The following is a 20062-nucleotide window of genomic DNA, read 5'->3' on the forward strand; positions in this document are numbered from 1 at the left end:
CTGGTGCCGATAATGGCGTAAGTTTGGTTACTTTTCAAGGACAATTTCTGGTCTGCTTCCGCTGCGTATGAGGGTTTTGCTGACGCTGGTCTTGGCGGTATGCTGGCTGAAGCTGTGCGCACAGCCGTCCGCCGGACTCCACCTGTACACCGATGCACAGGGCCGCTTCCGGTTTGCGTATCCGCCGGGGTGGCAGCTGCAGCAAACCGGCCGGCAGCTGATCCTAACCCCCGGCGCAACCGGGCCAGCGTCCGCCCCGCCGGCCCTGACCATCGTTGTGCTGCCCGATACGCTCAGCCGCCTGCCCACCCGCACCCGGCAGGACACGCTTTGGCACAGCATCCGGCAACTCCCGCAGGCGCAGGTGCTGCAGGTGGCGGAGCAGGCCGCCGGCAGCTACCAGCAGCTACGCTACGACTACACCTATGCCGCCGATTCCGCGCTGCCCGGTGCCCGTATCCGTGTGCTCGGGCGCCGGCTCTGGCGCGGCGGCTCCGAGTATCAGCTGGAGTACCGGGCGGCGGGCGGCCCGGAAACCCAGTGGCTGCAGGCCCGGCAGCTGCTAGAATCGTTTGCTTTCCCCAACGCCGACGTAGCGGCCCCGCGCACCCGAGCCCCGCAGCAGCTCTGCGACGACAAGATGTACGGTATTGCGGCCCTGCGCTACCGCAACGACCTGTGGGAAGACGACTGCCGCACGATTCACGAGTTTTCTGTGGCTGACCCCAGCCGGCCGCCCCGCATTCACCGGCAGGTGCTGCCTTTCCAGTCCTATGCCCTCACCAAAGGCTTCGACAACTGCCTGTATTCGGTAACCAAAGCCCCCACCAACGCGCCCGAATACGTGTACCGCTACGACCCGGCCACGCGCACTGGCCGCTATACTTCCTGGCAGCTGCCGGCACAGGGGCCGGCAACCGTCTGGATAGCAGCGGCTACCGACGAGCGGGGACGCCTGTTTTTCAGCACCTCCGATGCCAGCAAGCTGGTCAGGGTAAACCCCGCAGATGGGGCCGTGCAGCTTGTGTGGAGCACTGACCCGGTGCGGCAGGCGGCGTACTACGCAGCTATTGCGCTTGATGGAGCCGGCTCACACGGCAATTTCTGCCTCGATACCGCCGGCACCCTCTACCAGGTCTACAGCACCGACGGCTCACTGATAAAAATTGACCTGAAAAGCCGCAAGCCTGCTCCGCAACTACTCCCGCTTGCCGGCCTGCCGGAGCGCGGCGGCTACAGCGACCTGCTGTTCCACTACGATGCAGCCGGCCGGCGGCGCCTGTATCTGGCCGGCCCGAAGGCGCTGTACTGGGTGGATATGGCGAGCGGGCAAACCCATTTCGTCCGGCGCGGCGTGTATACGGATCTGGCGGGCTGTAACCTGTTTCGTGCGCCCTCAGGCCCGGCTGCCCCGGCCGCGCTGGCTACTGTCTGGCGGGGGCGGGTGCTCGATGCCGCTACGCTGCAGCCCCTGCCCAAAGCGCAGCTGCAAGTAGGGGCGGGGCCGCAGCTTCTGCCGCTTGCCCCCGACGGCTCCTTCACCTTTCCTGCTGAAACAAACCGCCCTGTTCGGGTGCGCGTGCAGCAGCCGGGCTACCTGCCAACCGACAGCGTGTACGGTGGCGGCAGCGGCCCGTATGTGCAGGATATTCTGGTGCAGCCGCTCACCGTGGGTACTATGCTGCACCTGAACGATGTGCAGTTTGAGCAGGGCACCACCCGGCTGCTGGTAACGTCCTATCCGGCGCTGGACGAACTGCTGGCCATGCTGAAGCAGAATCCCGGCCTCACCATTCAGCTGCGCGGCCACACCGACAACGTGGGCGACCCGCAAAAGAACCTGGCCCTGAGCGAGCAGCGGGTGGCGGCCGTCAGAATCTACCTGGTCGGCCTCGGAATTTCCCCCCGCCGCATTACCGGCATCGGGCTGGGCGGCGCCGAGCCCCGTGCCAGCAATGCCCGCGAAGCCACCCGGAAACTCAACCGCCGCGTGGAGGTCCGGGTGACAGGCACGAAATGAAGGTCCGCGCAGCCCGTAGCCCACCCCCGAAAAGCCTCCGGCAGCGCCACCAGAGCCTACCGGGGCAAGCTTCAGCCGCGCTTATCCGAAACGCGCAGACACAGGCAAGTGAACTTCGGGCGGAGCTAGTTTGATAGAGTGCTTGCTATACTTCGTTAGTACAAGTGCTGGTAAACGGGCTTAGAAGTGGGCGACTAGTAAACCATCCTGTTTATTGCCCTCAGTTAGGGCAGAGAAATCATAACTTACTGGCCTTGGGCTCCCGAATTTTCCCGCGTTCAGGAGCTTATCGACTGACTGGTTGCCCTGCCGCCGCTGATACACAGGCACTTGCTGTTAGCATTCTATCCGTAGCTGATGTTACTCACTATCACCACCACTCACCAGCCCGCCACCGACCTGGGCTACCTGCTGCATAAAAATCCGGCCCGCCTGCAAACGCTGGAGCTTACCGCCGGGCAGGCGCACATCTTTTATCCCGAAGCTACGGCCGCACGCTGCACCGTGGCCCTGCTGCTCGACATTGACCCGATAGGGCTGGTACGAAGTCAGAAGGGGGCCGAGAATTTCGCGCTGGCCCAGTACGTGAACGACCGGCCTTACGTGGCATCGTCCTTCCTGAGCACGGCCCTGGCCAAAGCCTTCAACACGGCCATGAACGGCACCTGCCAGGACCGCCCCGACCTGCCCGACGCGCTGTTGCCGCTGGAAGCTACCGTGGCCGTAGTGCCGGCCGCGGACTCTGCTCAGCTGCACCGCCTGTTTGCGCCTCTTGGCTACGAAATCGAAACTGAGGCCCACCCGCTCGACCCCAGTCGGCCGGAGTGGGGCAACAGCCCCTACTACACGCTGCGGCTGCGCCACTCGGGCCTGCGCCTGCGCGATTTGCTTGCACACCTCTATGTGCTGGTGCCGGTACTCGACAACAACAAGCACTACTACATCGGGCCGGCTGAGGCCGACAAGCTGCTGCTGCGCGGCGGCGAGTGGCTGCCGCGCCACCCCGAGCGGGAATTCATCACCCGCCGCTACCTGCGCTTTGCCGAGTATGTGAACCCTACGCTGGCGCGGCTGCTGGCCTCGGAGCCCGAAGCGCAGGAGGAAGCTCCGGCCGCCGAAGCCGCCGCGCTGGCCCCCAACGATCTGCAGCTGCCCGCGGCCGGCCAAAAGCTGCACGACCAGCGCCTGGACCGTGTGGCCGAGGTAGTCCGGCAGCTGGGAGCAAAGCGGGTGCTGGATTTGGGCTGCGGGGAAGGCAAGCTGGTGCGCCGGCTACTGCAGAATCCGCAGGTGGAGCATGTGCTGGCGCTGGATGTTTCGTGGCGGGAGCTGGAGCGGGCCGGGCAGCGGCTGCACCTCGCAGAAATGCCCCCGCGCCAGCGTGAACGGCTGACCCTGGCGCAGGGCTCGGTACTCTACCACGACGCTCGGCTGGCCGGTTACGACGCGGCTGCGGTGGTCGAAGTCATTGAACATCTGGATGAAAACCGGTTAGCGGCCTTCGAGCAGGTGGTGTTTGCCCGCGCCCAGCCCGGCGCGGTGCTGGTCACGACGCCCAACGCCGACTACAACCAGCGCTACGAAACCCTCTCGGCCGGTGACTTCCGCCACTCCGACCACCGCTTCGAGTGGACACGGGCGCAGTTTGCGGCGTGGGCCGAAGGCGTGGCCGGGCGCCACGGCTACCGGGTGCGCCTGGAGCCGCTGGGGCCGGAAGCCGCCGAAGTAGGCGCCCCCTCGCAGTTGGCCGTGTTTGAGCGCTAACCGGCTTTCGCACTGCGTGTCGCACCGGTTGTAGTTGATTTATCCAGTGGCGCCTTAGTGAGTTAGCGAGGCGCGCAAAGTCTGTTCAGCGCAGATAGTTAGCTACTCTGGCTACATAGTTCCTTTCCTTATGCCTCAAGATACGCTCAAGCTTCCCGAACTTTCCCTTGTACTGCTAATCGGTACTTCGGGGGCCGGCAAATCCACGTTTGCGCGGCGGCTGTTTCAGGCCACCGAAATTGTGTCGTCGGACCAGTGTCGGGCGCTGGTGGCCGATGATGAGAATGATCAGGCCGCTACCACTGATGCGTTTGCCCTGCTGCACTACCTGGTGGGGCTGCGCCTGAAGCGCGGCCTGCTGACGGTGGTGGACGCCACCAACGTGCAGCCCGAAGCCCGCAAAACCCTCGTGCAGCTGGCCCGCGACTACCACGTGCTGCCCACGGCCATCATCCTCGACGTGCCCGACCGCCTGGCCGAGGACCGCAACCGCCAGCGCGCCGAGCGGCAGCACCTGGGCCGCCACGTGGTGCCCCAGCAGCGCCAGCAGCTGCGCCGCAGCCTCAAAACACTCAAGCAGGAAGGTTTCCGCCACATCTACCACCTGCGCGGCCCCGAGGAAGTGGACGCCGTGCAAACCATTCAGCGCGACCCGCTCTACAGCAACCGCAAGCAGGATTCCGGCCCCTTCGACATCATCGGCGACGTGCACGGCTGCTACCACGAGTTGGTGCAGCTGCTCACGGAGCTGGGCTACGCAGTGAAGGAACAGGCCGTAGCGGACGCGCGCGACCTGGGCGTGCGTGTAACGCGCCGTAGAGACGTAACATCTTGCGTCTCGCCGTTGAACGATGTGGAAACGGCCGACAATGCAACCAACCTCAGCAACCACGAGACGCAAGATATTGCGTCTCTACAGCCGCCGCGCCGTGTGCTCTTCCTCGGCGACCTGGTGGACCGCGGGCCGGCCTCGCCGCAGGTGTTGCGGCTGGTGATGAGCATGGTGCGCGACGGGCTGGCCTTGTGCGTGCCCGGCAACCACGACATCAAGCTGCTGCGCTACCTGGGCGGCAAGCAGGTAAACGAGCAGCACGGCTTCGCCGAAACGGTGCAGCAGCTGGCCGCCGAGTCCGACACGTTCAAGAGCCAGGTGCGGCAGTTTCTGGATGGGCTGGTGAGCCATTACGTCCTCGATGGGGGCAAGCTGGTGGTGGCCCACGCCGGTATGCGGGAGGAAATGCAGGGCCGCGGCTCGGGCGCCGTGCGGGCCTTCGCGCTGTTCGGCGAAACCACCGGCGAAATCGACGAGTTTGGCCTGCCCGTTCGCTACAACTGGGCCGCCGAGTACCGCGGCCGGGCCACGGTGGTGTACGGCCACACGCCCGTACCCGCCGCCGAATGGCTCAACAACACCATCGACATTGACACCGGTTGCGTATTCGGCGGCCGTCTCACCGCCCTGCGCTACCCCGAGCGGGAGCTGGTTTCGGTGCCCGCCGCTCAGGTGTATTCGGAGCCCGTGCGCCCCCTCGACTACCTGCGCCGCCTGGCCGAAGCTAACAACGAAAAATCAACCACTGAAAACCACCTCTCCGCCCAGCAGCAGCACGATGACCTGCTCGACATCCGGGACGTGACGGGCAAGCAGATCATCAAAACGCGGCTGCTGCCGTCCGTCACTATTCGGGAGGAAAACGCGGTGGCAGCGCTGGAGGTGATGAGCCGGTTTGCCCTCAACCCCAAGTGGCTGCTGTATCTGCCGCCCACCATGAGCCCGTCGGAAACGTCGGCGCTGCCCGATATGCTGGAACACCCCGCCGAGGCCTTCGACTACTTCCGCCGCCAGGGGCTGGAGCGGGTGGTATGTGAGGAAAAGCACATGGGCAGCCGCGTGGTAGTGGTGTTGGCCCGGGATGAGGACGCCGCGCGCCGCCGCTTTGGGGTGGTGGGCGAGGGGCTGGGTAAGGTGTACACCCGCACCGGCCGCAACTTCTTCACCGACACGAACCTGGAAGCCGCCTTCCTCGCCCGCCTCCAAGACGCCCTCACGGCCAGCAACTTCTGGGAACGGTTCAATACCGAATGGCTATGCCTGGATGCCGAGCTGCTGCCGTGGTCAGCCAAGGCCCAGCAGCTGATCAAGGACCAGTACGCCGCCGTAGCCGCGGCGGCCACCGCCGCCCTGCCCAAAGCTGTGGCCGTCCTCGCCCAGGCCACCGCCCGCGGCCTCGATGGGGTGGAAGCCCTGCTGGCCCGCACCACTGCCCGCCAACGTGCCGCTCAGCACTACGCCGAAGCTTACCGCCGCTACTGCTGGCCCGTGGACAGCCTCGCCGATTTGCGCCTGGCCCCCTTCCACCTGCTCGCCACCGAGGGCCGCACCTACTTCGACAAAGACCACGCTTGGCACATGGAAACGTTGCGCGCTGTTTGCCTGGCCGATGAAAGTCTGCTCCGGGCCACGCCTTACCGTGTGGTGCACCTTCAGGATATTGCCGACGTGGAGGCCGCCACCCAGTGGTGGCTGGACCTCACCGCGGCCGGCGGCGAAGGCATGGTGATGAAGCCCTACGACTTCATCCCCAGCGGCCAGAAAACCCTGGTGCAGCCGGCCCTTAAGTGCCGCGGCCGCGAGTACCTGCGCATCATCTACGGCCCCGACTACCTGCTGCCCGGCAACCTGGAGCGCCTGAGCGAGCGAAACGTAAAGAGCAAGCGCAACCTGGCCCTGCGCGAATTCGCCCTGGGCGTGGAAGGCCTGGAGCGGTTCGTGGCCGGCGCCCCGCTACGCGAAGTGCACCAGTGCGTATTCGGCGTGCTGGCCCTGGAAAGCGAAGCCGTGGACCCGCGGCTGTAGAAACCCTATAAGGGACAGTAAGCTTCAGCAAAAAGGCCTGATTTCCTGTAAATCCAGACCTTTTGCTGGAATGCTAATAGCATTGTAAGATAACCCAGCTTTTGTCAAAAGCTCGGGCTTGCAAATCCTGCTCCTTGATCCAGAAATATAGTCGTCCGGCATCACCCCACATCATTTCGTTCTCTTCCTCATTGCTATCAACCTGCAACAGCAGGCGCCAATCCGCAGCATTGGGTTCCAGCTCTTTGGCGCGTGGGTCTTGGTAGCCGGATGAGTCGCCGCAATACAGGCCGTTGGTCACCAGCTCACATTCCAGCTCCATTTCTCCTTGGATGGTGTCCGCGTAGCCCAGCATTTTGTTAGTTGGCCCTCCCTCATTGAAAATTTCGAAGATGGTTTCCTGTTCATCTTCGCTGAGGTTGTTGAAGATAGGCGTGTCGAAGCACATGCTGATTTCGGCCTGTGGCACCAGGGCACAAGGCGTAAAACGGGCATCATCAGCCAAGGAGTCCGGGAAGGAGGCTCTTCGCAGGTTGCTACCATCCCCGTTGTAGAACTGTACCCTGAACATACCGGCATCCTGGATGTCGTAGCCCCATGCTTCCTGTTCAGCAGAATAGAAGAAATACAAGAGTCCTTCGGAGGGTAAAAGCCCATCTTCATCAAATGGGGTGACTTCCTGCAAGTTGATTTGGGCAATAAAGGAAAGAGGGTGGCCAGTTTTGGGTTCAGTGGGCCACACGAAATCAACCGGCACGTCGGGTACGCCACCCGTACGGGAACTGCCCAACGAACTAAGGGCTGTAGTATCGGGAGCCAAATGTAATCGGATGGTTGATCGGGTTATCGAGCGCAAATCACCCCACAGATGGGCCAAATGGTTATTGTGTAAAGCTGCAATCAGTTCAGATTCGGTCATGTGGATTGAAAGATTAAACGACTAAATAGTATCACGCATGGCAAAACTACACTCCTAGCAAATTAATCAGGCAACGTGAGCGAGTAACAGGGCGGTTTGATGGTGGATATAGATGACAGAAAAGGGCCTACCTCCCGCCCATACTCTTGTCCCGCGCGCCCTTGAACTCCGAACCCTCGCGCCACTTGGGGAACGTGGTTTCCGAGGCCAGGCGCTGACCCACGCGGAAGTAGAGCTGGGCATCCTGGGCAATGCCGGTCAGGTCCCAGCTGGGGTCGAACTGGTCGGCGGGCTTGTGGTACATGGTGGTGGTGTAGTTCTGGCGCTGCTGGGCAATGGTGGCCTTGCCGCCGCTGCGGCTCTCGAAGCCACCCGAAGCGTAGAGCGAGGGCACGCCCACGTGGGCGAAGTTGAAGTGGTCGGAGCGGTAGAACATGCCGGTTTCGGGCGTCTGGTCGGGCAGCACGTAGCGGTCCTGCTCCTTGGCCGCCGCGTGGGCGTAGTCCTCCAGCTCCGACTGGCCGTAGCCGATGACGGTGAGGTCCTTCATCGGGCCGTAGGGCCAGAGCATGTCCATGTTCAGGTCGGCCACGGTTTTGTTGAGCGGGAAGGGCGGGTGCTGAGCGTAGTAGGCCGAGCCCAGCAAACCCTGTTCTTCAGCCGTTACGGCCAGAAATACGATGCTGCGCTGGGGCTTCTGCTTGGCTTGCTGGAAGGCCTCAGCAATGCTGAGCAGGGCGGCCAGGCCGGTGCCATCGTCCACGGCTCCGTTGTAGATGGAGTCGCCGGCAATGGCTTTGCCGATGCCGAAATGGTCCCAGTGGGCCGAGTAGATGATGTACTCCCCGGGGCGGGTGGTGCCGGGCAGCACGGCCAGCACGTTGCGCGAAGTCTGGCGGCGCAGCTTATTCTGGATGCTGCCCGTGAGCGTCAGCCCGCCCAATGCGCGCGGCTTGAAGCCCTTGGTATTGGCCGCGGCGTAGAGCTGCTCGTAGTTCTGGCCGGCGGCCCGGAACAGCTTTTTGGCCGCGTCCAGGGTCAGCCAGCCTTCCAGGGCGCACTTGTCGGCGCCTTTATTGGCGGTTTGGGGGCGCAGCTTGGGGCTGATGGCCCCGCTCAGCACCACCGACCACGGATAAGCGGCCGGCTTGGTATCGTGCACGATGAGGATGCCGGCGGCGCCGTGGCGGGCGGCTTCCTCGTATTTGTAGGTCCAGCGGCCGTAGTAGGTCATGGCCCGGCCCTTGAACAGGGTGGAATCCTGGCCCGCGTTGCCGGGGTCATTCACCAGCACCACCACGGTTTTCCCTTTCACGTCGAGGCCCGCGTAGTCGTCCCACCCATACTCTGGGGCCACCACGCCGTAGCCGGCAAACACCAGCGGCGAATTCGTGACGCTGACCTGCGCCTGCTCGCGCTGGGTGAAGGCCACGAAATCGGTCTTGTACTGCAGGTTCAGCGGCTGGCCCTTGCCCTTGATTTGCAGAGTAGTGCTCGGCGAACCGGTAATTTCTACCAGCGGCACCGGCTGGAAGTACGTGCCGTTCGGGCCGGGCTGCAGGCCGAGGCGCTTAAACTCGTCGGCCAGATACTGCGTGCTGCGCGTCTCGCCCTCGGTAAACGGCTTGCGCCCCAGCATCTCATCCGCCGACACCGCCCGCAGATACCGGCTGATGCTGGCCGCCCCGATGGCCTTAGTTGTATCCGTCGCGGCGGCCGGGGCGGCGGTGGCGGCCGTTTCGGTGGCGACGGACCTCGATTGGCAGCTGGCCAGGGCCAGGCCGAGCATGAGGGAGACGGGGAGCAGGTGAGCTGCGGAATGAATGGAAAAGGGCATAACGTGGGGGGCGGGGAGTTGGCGGATAGCCGGCCGCTGGCTGGGCCGCGTGGGCTGTACTTTCCCAATAGTAGCGGATATTCGGGTACGAATACTCTGGTTGCCGCCTTCTTTTCGTTTTCCTATGCACGCTCGTATCCAAACCGCCCTCACCCAGCTCGAAACCACTCACGGCATCCGTATTCTGTACGCCTGCGAGTCGGGGAGCCGGGCCTGGGGCTTTCCTTCGCCGGATTCCGACTACGATGTGCGCTTTATCTACAGCCACCCGGCCGAGTGGTACCTCACGCTCGATGACGGCCCCGACACGCTCAACTTTCCCGTGGATGCGGAGCTGGACCTGGCCGGCTGGGAGCTGCGCAAAGCTCTGAAGCTGCTGCGCGGCTCCAACGCGGCCTTGTTCGAGTGGCTACAGTCGCCGGTGGTGTACGCGGCGGCCGCTGGGTTTCGGGCGGCGCTGGGGCCGCTGCTGCCCGCCTGCTGGAACCCGCGGGCCGGCCTGCACCATTACCTGGGCCAGCTGCGGCGCGGGGTGGAGGAGGACCTGACCGGCGAGCAGGTGCGCCTCAAGCGGCTGTTCTATGCTTTGCGCTCGGCGCTGGCCGCCCGCTGGATTCAGCGTCATCCCGACCAGGTGCCGCCGATGGAGTTTGCCGCCCTGCGGGAGCTGCTGCCGATAGAGCTGCACGGCCAAGCGGAGGAACTGCTAACCCGCAAAGCTACGGCCGACGAGAAAACCACCGTGCCGCGCCCGGCCGCGCTGGGGGCGTTTCTGCAAGCCGAGTACGCCGCCGGCCAGGCTGCCCGCGCCACCCTGCCCGTCCTGCGCCATTCCGAGCCGACAGCGGCGCTGGATGCCGTATTCCGGGCGTGGCTGGCTGGTGTGATGTAGAGAAGCGTATTCGCGTCTCGCCGCCCGCGCCGTTTGACCCAGCATCATAAATAACCTCAGCAACGACGAAACGCGAATACGCGTCTCTACACCCGCCTATGACCATCCACGACCTGCGCCAGCGCGGCCTCATCCTGTTTGAAGCCATCAGCGGCAGCCGCGCCTACGGTACCAATCTGCCGCACTCCGACACTGACCTGAAAGGCGTATTCATCCTGCCCGAAACTGAGTTTTATGGTCTCGACTATGTACCGCAGGTAGCCAACGAAACCAACGACGAGGTGTTCTATGAGCTACGGCGCTTCGTGGAGCTGCTGCTCAAAAACAACCCCACGGTGCTGGAGCTGCTTGGCACGCCCGCGGACTGCGTGGTGTACCGCCATCCGTTGTTCGAGGTGTTTCGGGCCGAGGATTTCCTGTCGAAGCTCTGCCGTCAAAGCTTTGCCGAGTACGCCGTGGCCCAGATCCGGAAGGCTAAGGGACTGAACAAGAAAATCAATTACCCCGAGCCGCCCGCCCGCAAATCGGTGCTGGACTTTTGCTACGTGACGGTGGGCGCGGGCGCGCAGCCGGCAGCCACCTGGCTGGAACGGCGTGGCTACACTGCCAGCCAGTGCGGCCTCTCCAACGTGAATCACCTCCACGACTTGTACGCCGTGTTCGTGGACGAAACGCCCGAACGGCGCCACAGCTACCGCGGCCTCGTGCGCGACCCGGAAACCTCCCAGGACGTGCTGCTATCGGCCGCGCCGAAGGGAGAAGTGCCGGTAGCCTACTTAAGCTTCAACCGTAACGGCTACAGTACCTACTGCCGCGTGTTTCGGGAGTATAAGAAGTGGGAGCAGAAGCGCAACCCCGAGCGGTACCAGAACACCGTGCAGCACGGCAAAAACTACGATGCCAAGAACATGCTGCACGTGTTTCGGCTGCTGCGCATGGCCGAGGAAATTGCCCGCACCGGCCGCCTGCACGTGCGCCGCCCCGACCGGGACTTCCTGCTGCAAATCCGGCGGGGTGAGTTTGAGTATGAGCAACTGGTAACGGAAGCCGAAGCCCTGGTAGCACAGGTAGAAGCCGCTTTTGCCGCCTCCGCGCTGCCCGAAGCGCCCGACAGAACCGCCACTGAGGCGCTGCTGGTGCGGCTGCGGCAGGCGTGGTATGCTCAGAATAGGACGTAAAAAAGCCCGTCGGCAACAGGGTGCACGACGGGCTGCCAGTAGGCGCAAGTAAGAACTAGAAGCGGCTGGAACGCTTGGAACTGTACTTGGCTTTGCTGCGGCTGGTCTTGCCGAAGTGAAAGAGCTTTTTCTTCTTGCGGCCTTTGTACAGCTTATAATTGGGCCGATGCGTGAACATCCGGCCGCTCATTTTAGCACGGGCATAGGCACTTGGGCGGGCGGCCTCAGCCGTTTCCCCACCGCTTATCATGAGCAGCGCGAAGAGCAGAATCAGAATTCTGTACATGATGAAAACGGGTTGGTGTGCGCTTATAACTGTGGCAGCCCGATAAAAATTGCACAGACTGTACTTCACCACACCATTTTCGGCCCGATTCCGTGCAGCAGCCTCCTAAAAAACGGGGGCAGGTGCAAGCAGGAGACGTTGCACTGATCTGAAAATACTGGATTGTTTTGTTGCAGCAGGCACCAGCAACTCTGTAAAAAGTTGTTATAGGTCACAGATAAGCTGGCGGCGAAGTATGCTGCCAGCCCGGTGCACACCACAGCCTGCTATAAGCCAAACGGCTACCTTTCGGTTTGCTTCTACCATTCTAGTTATGGCTATTTCTCCCGCCTCTTCTGCCGAATCCCAACTCCGCGCCGCCCTGCTGGGCCTGGCCGTCGGCGACGCGCTGGGGGTGCCGGTGGAGTTCCAAAGCCGCGCCGCCCGCCACGCCGACCCCGTCACCGGCATGCGGGCCTACGGCACTCACCAGCAGCCCGCCGGCACCTGGTCCGACGATGCTTCCCTCACGTTCTGTCTGGCCGAAACCATTGCCAATGGCTTTTCGGTGCGCAAACTGGCCGAGACGTGCTGCCGCTGGTACTACCACAATCTGTGGACGCCCCACGGCTCCGTCTTCGACATCGGCATCACCACCCGCGAAGCCCTGCACCAATTCAACCGCAACCCCGGCGGCTCGCCTCTGGCCGGTGGCACCGATGAGTACAGCAACGGCAACGGGGCTCTGATGCGCATCCTGCCGCTGGCGTTCTACCAGACTGAGTTGCCGCTGAAAAGTCGTTTCCAGCTGATCTGGGACGTATCGGCCGTCACGCACGGCCACATCCGGTCGGCGGTGGCCTGCTGGCTGTATCTGGAAATGGCCCGCCACCTACGTGCTGGCCTCACACCCGCGGCGGCGTACGCGCGATTATGCCAGGAAGTGCCCGCGCAGCTTCAGCAATTGGCGGTTCCGGCCCCCGAAGTACAGCAGTTCAGCTACCTGCTGACTGGTCGTCTGGCGGAGTTTCCGGAGCAGGTTATTCGCAGCGGCGGCTACGTGATGCACAGCCTGGAAGCGGCCCTGTGGTGCCTGCTGCGCCATACTACGTACGCCGATACGGTGCTGGCCGCCGTCAATCTCGGCGACGACACCGATACTACAGGAGCAATAGCCGGCGGCCTTGCGGGGCTGTACTACGGAGAGGCTGCCATTCCGCCAGAGTGGCTGGCCGTACTGGCCCGCCGCGCCGACATTGAAGCACTAAGCCAGCGGATGGCCGCCAGCAAATAGAAGTGTAGGTTGAAAAACACAAAGGCCCGGCGAGTAACGCTGGGCCTTTGCTTGATGGGATGGGAGGAGGGGAGTTACTTACCGAACGACAGCAAGCGGAAAATTCCTTTCTTCTTTTTGTCGCCTTTGTAGTAGGTGTAATTCGGGCGGTGCAGAATGGGCTTCGACTTGAAAATGGGCGCTGCTTCTGGGGTGGCGGCGGCCTCCAAAGTACTAGTTGAAGCTAGAGGGGCAAGCAAAACAGTAGACGTGCCAGCAGAGGCCTGCGACAAACCAACAATGGCAATTAGGGCGGGTACAAACAGTATTGCTTTTCTCATAGGTGGTTGGTTATTTGGGTGAACCGATAGCCTAAGATATTTAGCTGATTTATTAAATGCAATTAATTAGAGATAAAACAACAAAATAATGTACGCTACATAGACAACAACTAATACATATAAGTCCAAATAAAAGGTGTTTTAACCCAATAAATACAGGTTTCGGGCTACAAAGCAGTGTGCAACATGAAATGCCCAAAATCAGATGCCAGTCTGGGCAAGGCGCGGGTACGCCTGGGCGGAAAAAGCAAAAGGCCCTTCAGACAAATCTGAAGGGCCTTTGCGGTCCGGACGGGACTCGAACCCGCGACCTCCGCCGTGACAGGGCGGCATTCTAACCAACTGAACTACCGAACCAGTTCATCTTGCAGGGAAGCCAACTGCTTTCCATTAAGGTGCTGCAAAGGTAAGGCGGGTTTTTACATTTCAAAACCCGAAACCTATTTAGAAGATAAAAAAAACGCTGTCAGAACACATAGAGCTGGTTTTGAGGAGTATAAATATTGACATTTTTTTGTCAACAGCTAACGCATATGGTACCGTGTTGGCCCGCTGAGGCAGAGCTATGCGCCTGGGAGCATCAGCGCTGCAGCAGGGGATAGCAGAATGACTGCGTGCCATTCATGAATTCGTAGACGCCGCGAATCGATAAGCAGACAGAGTGGCCCTATTTGTGCGAGTAGTCAAACTCAGGACGAACTATCAGTAAAGCTCACAGCCGGGAGAGGTGGGCGAAGGCGCGGGTACGCCTGGGCGGAAAAAGCAAAAGGCCCTTCAGACAAATCTGAAGGGCCTTTGCGGTCCGGACGGAACCTGAACTTCTCCCCATAAAGCGAATACTACGCATTGTAAATCAGATGTTTATCCTTTGGTTGCCTGCGGCAGCCAAACTATTGGGGGCGTCATTGGGGGAGGTTTCCATCAGATATCTTCTAACCTCGCCCCGGTCGTGCCCCAACAGCTCAATTACTTCCCACAACCGCTCGGAGGTAATGTCAGGTGTGGTAGGTATGTAGGTAGAAATATAGCCCAGCACCACCCACAGCTGCACAATGTCAGCGGCGGGCAGGTCGTACGGCTTTACCATTGGGTTATCCGACAGCAAGTCCACCATACCATTTCGGTTGGTAATGCGGCGCGGAATGCGCTTGAGCAGGATGTTTTCGTGCGTGACGACCACATAAATTTCGCCTGGCTGCAGCAGGTCCCAGCGGTCCACGTACTGGCTCACCACAATGTCACGGTGGTTGATAGTCGGTTCCATGCTGTCCCCCGACACCTCAAAAGCGCGGTAGGTGCCGTGCTCGAAACCGGGAATATGGTAAGGCCGCATCTGCTGCAGATACACTGCCTCATTGAAGGAGCGGGCATAGCCAGCCTGAGCGCGAGCCGGTATCATCAGGGTGTTTTCTTCCCCTTGGCGGTCTACCGTTACCGTCAGCACCTGACGGTCAGTTACCGCCCGGCTCAGGGTGTTCTTTTTCTCCGCTTTTTTTTCAGTGGACTCCCCGGTGTCAGTCACCCCACCCCGGAACATAGATCCATTACCCAACAACAACCAGTCTGGCGACACTGCCGGCCAGAGGCTTAAGAAATCTACTATGGTAGGATAGCTAGGTTCGGCCCCTTGTAAGATTTTATACATCTTACTGGTAGTTCCATAGCCCAGTTTTTTGGTGGCGCTACTGGCATTTAAGCCATAATGGCTCAACAAAGCCTGGATTCGATCTGCTATGCTGGCAGATGTGGCATGGCTTGCAGGTGTTTTGTCCATGATTTTTTAGCACCTGAGTGTAATATTTACACTCAAAGAAGTGTATGTTTGTGTGACAAGGTAGTCAAAAATTCTTATTTGTACACTACAACACACAAAAACATGGAACAAAATACCAATTCGCCTACCGAGTTCCAGCAAATCCTGCAGCGGCTGGGTACTGGCAACACGGTTGTACGCGACACCATCCAGCTGCTGGCGGAGCGCGGTGTTAAGGTCAGCCGCTCCGCCATGTACCAGGCCCTCGACGGCCGCAGCAACCGCAAAGAGTTGATTGAGGCCTTTCTGGAAACTGCTGAGGCCGAATTAGAACGCCGCCGCCAAGTTCGGGAGCGAGCCGCACGCCTAATCAATGAAGCCTGATGCAAACCGTCGTTCTTATCCCCGAACCCGAGTGGCGCCAGATTCTCGGCCGCCTGGAAAAGCTGGAAAGCGCCGAGCAGACACGTATCAGAGTAGAAGCCGCCGAAGCTGACGAGGTGCTGGCTGTGCGCCAGGCCGCCGCTTTTCTGGGTATGAAGCCCGAAGGCATCCGCAAAGCCCGCCGTGCCGGCCGCCTCAAGGGCGTCCGCATCAACGAGAAGGAGTGGGGCTTCTACCGCTCTGAGTTGAAACGCTACCAGTACCGCTACACTCGCCGCCTGCCCACCAACGAACGGCAAGCAGCCTGACGCTGAGCACCCCCGGCCCCCGCATCGGTTTTCTGGACATGGTTCAATCCTTAATGTTCAGCACCATGCAGCTAGTCGTCCTTGTATCCGAAACCGAGTGGCATACGCTCCAAACCGAAGTAAGCAGATTAGGCGAGGCCCTGGCAGAACTTCTCTCACCTACGGCACCACCCGACGATGTGCTGACCACGGCCCAGGCCGCCGCCTACATCGGCTTGTCTGCCGAGGCCCTGCGGCGGGCCCGGCGCTTAGGCCGCATTCAAGGAGTGCGCCTCAACGAGAAGGATTGGGGTTTCCGCCGCTCCGCCCTTGATGCCTACCCGCGCCGCTACTCCCGCCCCTCATCTGCTTCATCCCCAACCTCTACTCCATGACTACCCAGCTCCACGCCATCGTCGGCCCCGCTGCTCCGGCCACCCGCTCCATCATCCGCGTGCAGAAAGCCAAAGTCAAAAACCAGCACCTCACCTGCGAATTCACCGAGCAGCGCGCCGACGACGCCCCGCCCCGCGCGTTCTGCCTCACGGCCCAGGAGCAGGTGCACCCCGACCTGCTGCACTGGCTGGCCCAGCTCGTCCCGCACCTCTGCCTGCTCTGCGAACAGCTGACCGAAACGCCCCACTACTGGCCCGACGACGAAACCGGTACGCTGCCGCCTCACTTCGAGCCCTTCACCCTCACCGGCTTCAGCGTCGGCAGCGGCGGCCGGGGCGTAACCCTCATCGGCCAGCGCCAGCTCGCCGGCGGTAAGGTGCTCAATCTCACCAGTCCCTACGTGTCCTTCGACGACGAGCAGCCCACCTACGCCTACGCCGGCCTGCTGGAAACCGCCCTCGACGCGGCTACTACCGAAGTGGAAGCCGCCCTGCGCGGCAAATGCACCGACTACCGCCAGCTCGATCTGTTCGAGCCCACGGCTGACGAGCCCGGCACCGCGCTGATTTCCCTGATTCCGGTGGTAGCCCATGCATGAACTACATCCAGCACACCCGCGCTGCCCACCAGCAGCTGGCCAGCCAGCCCGCGGCTACCCCGCACCACGTCAGCCTGTATTGGGCCCTGTTCTACCAGTGGAACGCTGCCCGTTTCCCGGCCAGTCTGCCCCTGAATCACGCCGACCTGATGCGGGCCGCCCATATCGGCAACGAGAAAACCTACCGGGCCGCTCTGCGCGACCTACACGCCTGGCAGTTGCTGGCTTACCAGCCCAGCCACACCCGCTACCAGCCCAGCACCTGCTGCCTGGCTGACCTCTCCGACGCCCCCGGCATCGGGGGCGAAACTGCCCCTCAGGCCCCGCCCGCATCGGGGCCACAACTGCCCACGCAGCCCGGCACCGGGGCCAGAAGTGCCCCTTATGCCATTGCTTCATCGGAGGCAGAAGTGCCCGAACTACTTGGGGCAGAACTGCCCCTCATGCCGCCCGCATCGGGGGCAGATGTGCCCCAACACTCCTTATATGATAAAACAGGTAGTAGTAAAACCACTACCCATAAACCTACTCCCTTCGGTCGTAGTGAGGCGCCGCACCCCGAAAAAAAAATAGGGGAGATGCCGGCCACTAACGACAGGCTTTCAGGGGCGGAGGTGGTCGGCGACGAACCAACGCCCCCAATTACGCCCCCAAAAAACTCGGCCTCTGGTTCCCGTGCGGCCACCGTCCGCCAAGCCACCACCGGCACCCGCCTCGGTCGGCCGCCGCGCCCGGAAATCCCCTTTGCCGAGTCCGAATACGCCGACGTGGAGCACTTCATCCAGGCCTTCCAGGGCACCGATTACGCCCTGGCTGACCTGCGCCTTTACCACGAGAAAGTGCGCCTCTGGCGCGACCGGAAAACCGGGGAGCCGCCCCGCCGCCGCGACTGGCTGGCCACCGCCCAACGCTTCATGCTCAACGACGCCCATGACAACCGCCTCAAACTCGCTCCAACCTCACCGCCAGGGGCACCTGCCGGCCCCGGCGGGCACCAGCCCGGCCTCACAATTGATGCGCTTTACGAGCAGTTCTACCCTCGGCGCCCTGGTTAGCCAGCCCACCACCGAGGCCACGGCCATCCTGGTGGCCCAACTCAGCGTCGGCCTCACCATTGAGCAGGCCGCCGCTGCCCCCAAGCTGTTCCAGCTCAGCCGCCAGTACGGCGAGGATGAAATCCGTAAGCTGCTGGCTGTCATCCTGCGCGCTTTCGTGGATTCCGTGCGCGTACCCGACAAACCCACCGTCGCCGACATCCTCGACTTGGCCGACACCTTGCTGCTCACTTACTCCCACGATTCCCTGCGCGACATCGTGCTGGCCCTCAAACAGGCCCGCACCACCGGCACCATCTTCTACCAAGCCCTTGACCCCGCCACCATCTACGGCCTGCTCAAAACCTACTTCGAGAAAAAAGCCCAGTACCTCGAACAGCAGCACCTCGACCAGAAAGCCCGCAGCACCGCCGCTGAAAATAGCGCTCTAACCCAACTGCAGCAAGCCGCCCCGCAACTCGCCGCCGGCATCGGCCGCCAGCTCCCGCCCGACCACCCCAACCTCGACCACCTACGCCAGCGCCTCACCCTCATCAAGCAGAAGGCAAAACGTGGCCTACTGACCGACGAACAGGCCCAGCAGCTGCGCGACGAAACCCAAGCCGCCGCCCGGCGCGACCCGCGTCCCGACTGGCAGCCAAGCCCCGAGGCCCAGAAGCTCATCAACGCCCGCCACCGCGCCGAAGACCGCCGCCTGGCTGAAAAGTACCGTCCCAACTCAGCCGCCTGACCATGCACGCTTACACTACTACTCCCGCCCAGCGCCTGGCCGAGTTGCGCCGCGACCTAGCTACTAAAATCCGGCAACATCCTGCCTGGGTGCGCGAAAAGCACCTCACCCACGCCGCCGCCGACCAGCGCCTAGCCGCCACCCGTGACGCCCTAGCCGACCTCGAGCAGCTGCACGCGCCAACGCAAACTCCGGTGCCGTCAGCTGTGCCAGACACCAGCATGGTCAAATCCAAGTCCAGCAGCCAATAGGAGTGAAGCCACTTACCCACGCCTCGCTCTTCACCGGCCTCGGTGCCTTCGACCTCGCCGCCGAGTGGCTCGGCTGGCCCACCATCTTCCAGGTCGAGCAAAACTCCTTCTGCCTCAACGTACTCGCCCGTCACTTCCCCCATGCCCACCGCCACCCCGACATCCACACCTTCGACGCCACGCCCTACGCCGGCACAGTTGACGTGCTTACTGGCGGCTTCCCCTGCCAATCCTTCTCCCTTGCTGGAAAAGGCGCAATGGACCTCACGCTCTGGCGCCAGATGCTTCGCTGCGTGGTCGAGTGCAGCCCCGCGTGGGTCGTGGCAGAAAATGTTCGGGGTCTGCTTGCTCGTAGCCACGGGCTGGTACTCGAAGAAATCTGCGCTGACCTGGAAGCTGCGGGCTATTCCGTCTTCCCACCGCTGCTACTTCCAGCTGCTGCCGCAGATGCTGACCACCGCCGCGAACGGCTTTGGCTGGTTGCCCACGCCCGTAGCCAACGACAGCCGCAACAGCACGCTACCCCCGTCCCAGAAGAACCGGACGCGGGGCCAGTTCTGCTCCATTCCCTCGTTCCTGCTCAACCACAACTGCGCCCCCGGTACGCCTCTCTCAGTGAGGTTCTACGAGAGGCTAATGGGCTTCCCGAACAACTGGACCCTACCACCCGAAACGCCGCCCTGCACGCCCTAGGCAACAGTATACACCCAGTCGTAGCGTTCAATCTATTGCGAAGTATTGCCTATATGTATCCTTAACCAAGCTTCAAATCCAATGCGGCCAGCTTAAAGCGTTGCCAGTGGGCTGGTACTTTAGTATTACTGTCTTATCCAAGTCTGATAATTCACACTTCCTAGCTGAACAAGCATAGTATTGACCCATCTATTCATCTTATATTTAGAGCCCAATTCTGGGCGGTTCTCATCTATTTTTACTTGTTCTATTCGTTATGCCTCAGCTTCAGGCAGGCTATGCCATTGAGGAAGTAGTCCGGTTCCTATCCGATTCCAAGCTTCATAATCCTCTTCCCGCATCACAAGTCCACGCCCTTCTTCATCACCTGTCCTGGTTTGAAGTTGAGTCTTCGGTCACATTTGATGGTCCTGGCGTCGAGCATGACGATGAAGCCCTCTGGGCCGTAGCGGCCAATCTTGTCAGCCGTGGCTTACCCACCCGCGCGCCCGTTTCTCTGGCCGAAGCAACACTCAAAACGTATTGGCCACAAGGCACCGTTCAAGACGAGAATGCAGCTGCCAAGGGTG

General features: G+C 61.7%; 19 protein-coding genes and 1 tRNA gene. 14 read left to right on the forward strand and 6 right to left on the reverse strand.

What is annotated here, in order from left to right; all coding sequences use genetic code 11:
- Positions 1–67: 67 nt before the first annotated feature.
- The 3 genes from BUE15_RS06995 to BUE15_RS07010 all read left to right on the forward strand — a co-directional run bounded on the left by BUE15_RS06995 (position 68) and on the right by BUE15_RS07010 (position 6641).
- On the forward strand, positions 68–2020 hold the full coding sequence (locus BUE15_RS06995; RefSeq protein ID WP_084548879.1) for an OmpA family protein: 1953 nt from the start codon (positions 68–70) through the stop codon (positions 2018–2020).
- A 357-nt stretch (positions 2021–2377) separates the two neighbouring features.
- Positions 2378–3784 (forward strand): 3' terminal RNA ribose 2'-O-methyltransferase Hen1, encoded by a 1407-nt coding sequence (locus BUE15_RS07000; RefSeq protein WP_073282494.1) that lies wholly within the window; start codon positions 2378–2380, stop codon positions 3782–3784.
- Positions 3785–3914: 130 nt separating this feature from the next.
- Complete coding sequence (locus BUE15_RS07010) at positions 3915–6641, forward strand: polynucleotide kinase-phosphatase (protein ID WP_084548880.1); 2727 nt, start codon at positions 3915–3917, stop codon at positions 6639–6641.
- 73 nt (positions 6642–6714) lie between these two features.
- On the opposite strand, the gene BUE15_RS07015 is transcribed toward BUE15_RS07010, so the two are convergent.
- On the reverse strand, positions 6715–7560 hold the full coding sequence (locus BUE15_RS07015; protein ID WP_084548881.1) for a YwqG family protein: 846 nt from the start codon (positions 7558–7560) through the stop codon (positions 6715–6717).
- A gap of 127 nt (positions 7561–7687) precedes the next feature.
- Positions 7688–9397 (reverse strand): M28 family metallopeptidase, encoded by a 1710-nt coding sequence (locus BUE15_RS07020; RefSeq protein ID WP_073282498.1) that lies wholly within the window; start codon positions 9395–9397, stop codon positions 7688–7690.
- Positions 9398–9521: 124 nt separating this feature from the next.
- Here BUE15_RS07020 and BUE15_RS07025 point away from each other — a divergent pair, with 124 nt between their 5' ends.
- Both BUE15_RS07025 and BUE15_RS07030 read left to right on the forward strand, forming a co-directional pair.
- On the forward strand, positions 9522–10289 hold the full coding sequence (locus BUE15_RS07025) for a nucleotidyltransferase domain-containing protein (RefSeq protein ID WP_073282500.1): 768 nt from the start codon (positions 9522–9524) through the stop codon (positions 10287–10289).
- Between the two features lie 98 nt (positions 10290–10387).
- The gene (locus tag BUE15_RS07030) at positions 10388–11467 is read left to right on the forward strand and encodes a DNA polymerase beta superfamily protein (protein ID WP_073282502.1); all 1080 of its coding nucleotides are present in this window, start codon (positions 10388–10390) and stop codon (positions 11465–11467) included.
- A gap of 55 nt (positions 11468–11522) precedes the next feature.
- Here BUE15_RS07030 and BUE15_RS07035 read toward each other — a convergent pair whose 3' ends face one another.
- Positions 11523–11753: a hypothetical protein gene (locus BUE15_RS07035; protein WP_073282504.1), complete on the reverse strand. Its 231-nt coding sequence runs from the start codon at positions 11751–11753 to the stop codon at positions 11523–11525.
- Positions 11754–12066: 313 nt separating this feature from the next.
- On the opposite strand from BUE15_RS07035, the gene BUE15_RS07040 reads away from it, so the two are divergent.
- Complete coding sequence (locus tag BUE15_RS07040) at positions 12067–13026, forward strand: ADP-ribosylglycohydrolase family protein (RefSeq protein ID WP_073282506.1); 960 nt, start codon at positions 12067–12069, stop codon at positions 13024–13026.
- A 74-nt stretch (positions 13027–13100) separates the two neighbouring features.
- Here the strand turns inward: BUE15_RS07040 and BUE15_RS22470 are convergent, their stop codons facing one another.
- The 3 genes from BUE15_RS22470 to BUE15_RS07050 form a co-directional block, all read right to left on the reverse strand.
- Entirely contained in the window at positions 13101–13235 is a 135-nt protein-coding gene (locus BUE15_RS22470; RefSeq protein ID WP_262987457.1) for a hypothetical protein, read from the reverse strand.
- A 394-nt stretch (positions 13236–13629) separates the two neighbouring features.
- A tRNA-Asp gene (locus BUE15_RS07045) sits at positions 13630–13703 on the reverse strand.
- A 496-nt stretch (positions 13704–14199) separates the two neighbouring features.
- Positions 14200–14868 carry a S24 family peptidase gene (locus BUE15_RS07050; protein ID WP_244535898.1) on the reverse strand — a complete coding sequence of 223 codons (669 nt, stop codon included), beginning with the start codon at positions 14866–14868 and terminating at the stop codon, positions 14200–14202.
- 354 nt (positions 14869–15222) lie between these two features.
- On the opposite strand from BUE15_RS07050, the gene BUE15_RS07055 reads away from it, so the two are divergent.
- From BUE15_RS07055 to BUE15_RS22620, 8 genes are read left to right on the forward strand one after another with little or no spacing between them, the layout of a single operon-like run.
- On the forward strand, positions 15223–15483 hold the full coding sequence (locus BUE15_RS07055) for a hypothetical protein (protein ID WP_073282510.1): 261 nt from the start codon (positions 15223–15225) through the stop codon (positions 15481–15483).
- Entirely contained in the window at positions 15483–15791 is a 309-nt protein-coding gene (locus BUE15_RS07060; protein ID WP_073282512.1) for a DNA-binding protein, read from the forward strand. Before BUE15_RS07055 ends, BUE15_RS07060 begins: the two co-directional genes overlap by 1 nt.
- A 38-nt stretch (positions 15792–15829) precedes the next feature.
- Complete coding sequence (locus BUE15_RS07065) at positions 15830–16165, forward strand: helix-turn-helix domain-containing protein (RefSeq protein WP_244535899.1); 336 nt, start codon at positions 15830–15832, stop codon at positions 16163–16165.
- A complete protein-coding gene (locus BUE15_RS07070; protein WP_073282514.1) occupies positions 16162–16764 on the forward strand; it encodes a hypothetical protein in 603 nt (200 codons plus the stop codon). Before BUE15_RS07065 ends, BUE15_RS07070 begins: the two co-directional genes overlap by 4 nt.
- Positions 16761–17819, forward strand: coding sequence for a hypothetical protein (locus BUE15_RS07075; RefSeq protein ID WP_073282516.1), 1059 nt, complete (start codon positions 16761–16763; stop codon positions 17817–17819). The genes BUE15_RS07070 and BUE15_RS07075 overlap by 4 nt, the downstream gene beginning before the upstream one ends.
- On the forward strand, positions 17779–18549 hold the full coding sequence (locus BUE15_RS07080) for a hypothetical protein (RefSeq protein ID WP_073282518.1): 771 nt from the start codon (positions 17779–17781) through the stop codon (positions 18547–18549). The genes BUE15_RS07075 and BUE15_RS07080 overlap by 41 nt, the downstream gene beginning before the upstream one ends.
- Before the next feature lie 2 nt (positions 18550–18551).
- Positions 18552–18800, forward strand: a complete 249-nt coding sequence (locus BUE15_RS07085; RefSeq protein ID WP_073282520.1) for a hypothetical protein — start codon at positions 18552–18554, stop codon at positions 18798–18800.
- 2 nt (positions 18801–18802) lie between these two features.
- A complete protein-coding gene (locus BUE15_RS22620) occupies positions 18803–19558 on the forward strand; it encodes a DNA cytosine methyltransferase (RefSeq protein WP_073282522.1) in 756 nt (251 codons plus the stop codon).
- Positions 19559–20062 lie beyond the last annotated feature (504 nt).

Origin of the sequence: Hymenobacter psychrotolerans DSM 18569 (assembly GCF_900142395.1) — a bacterium.
Classification (GTDB): Bacteria; Bacteroidota; Bacteroidia; order Cytophagales; family Hymenobacteraceae; genus Hymenobacter; species Hymenobacter psychrotolerans.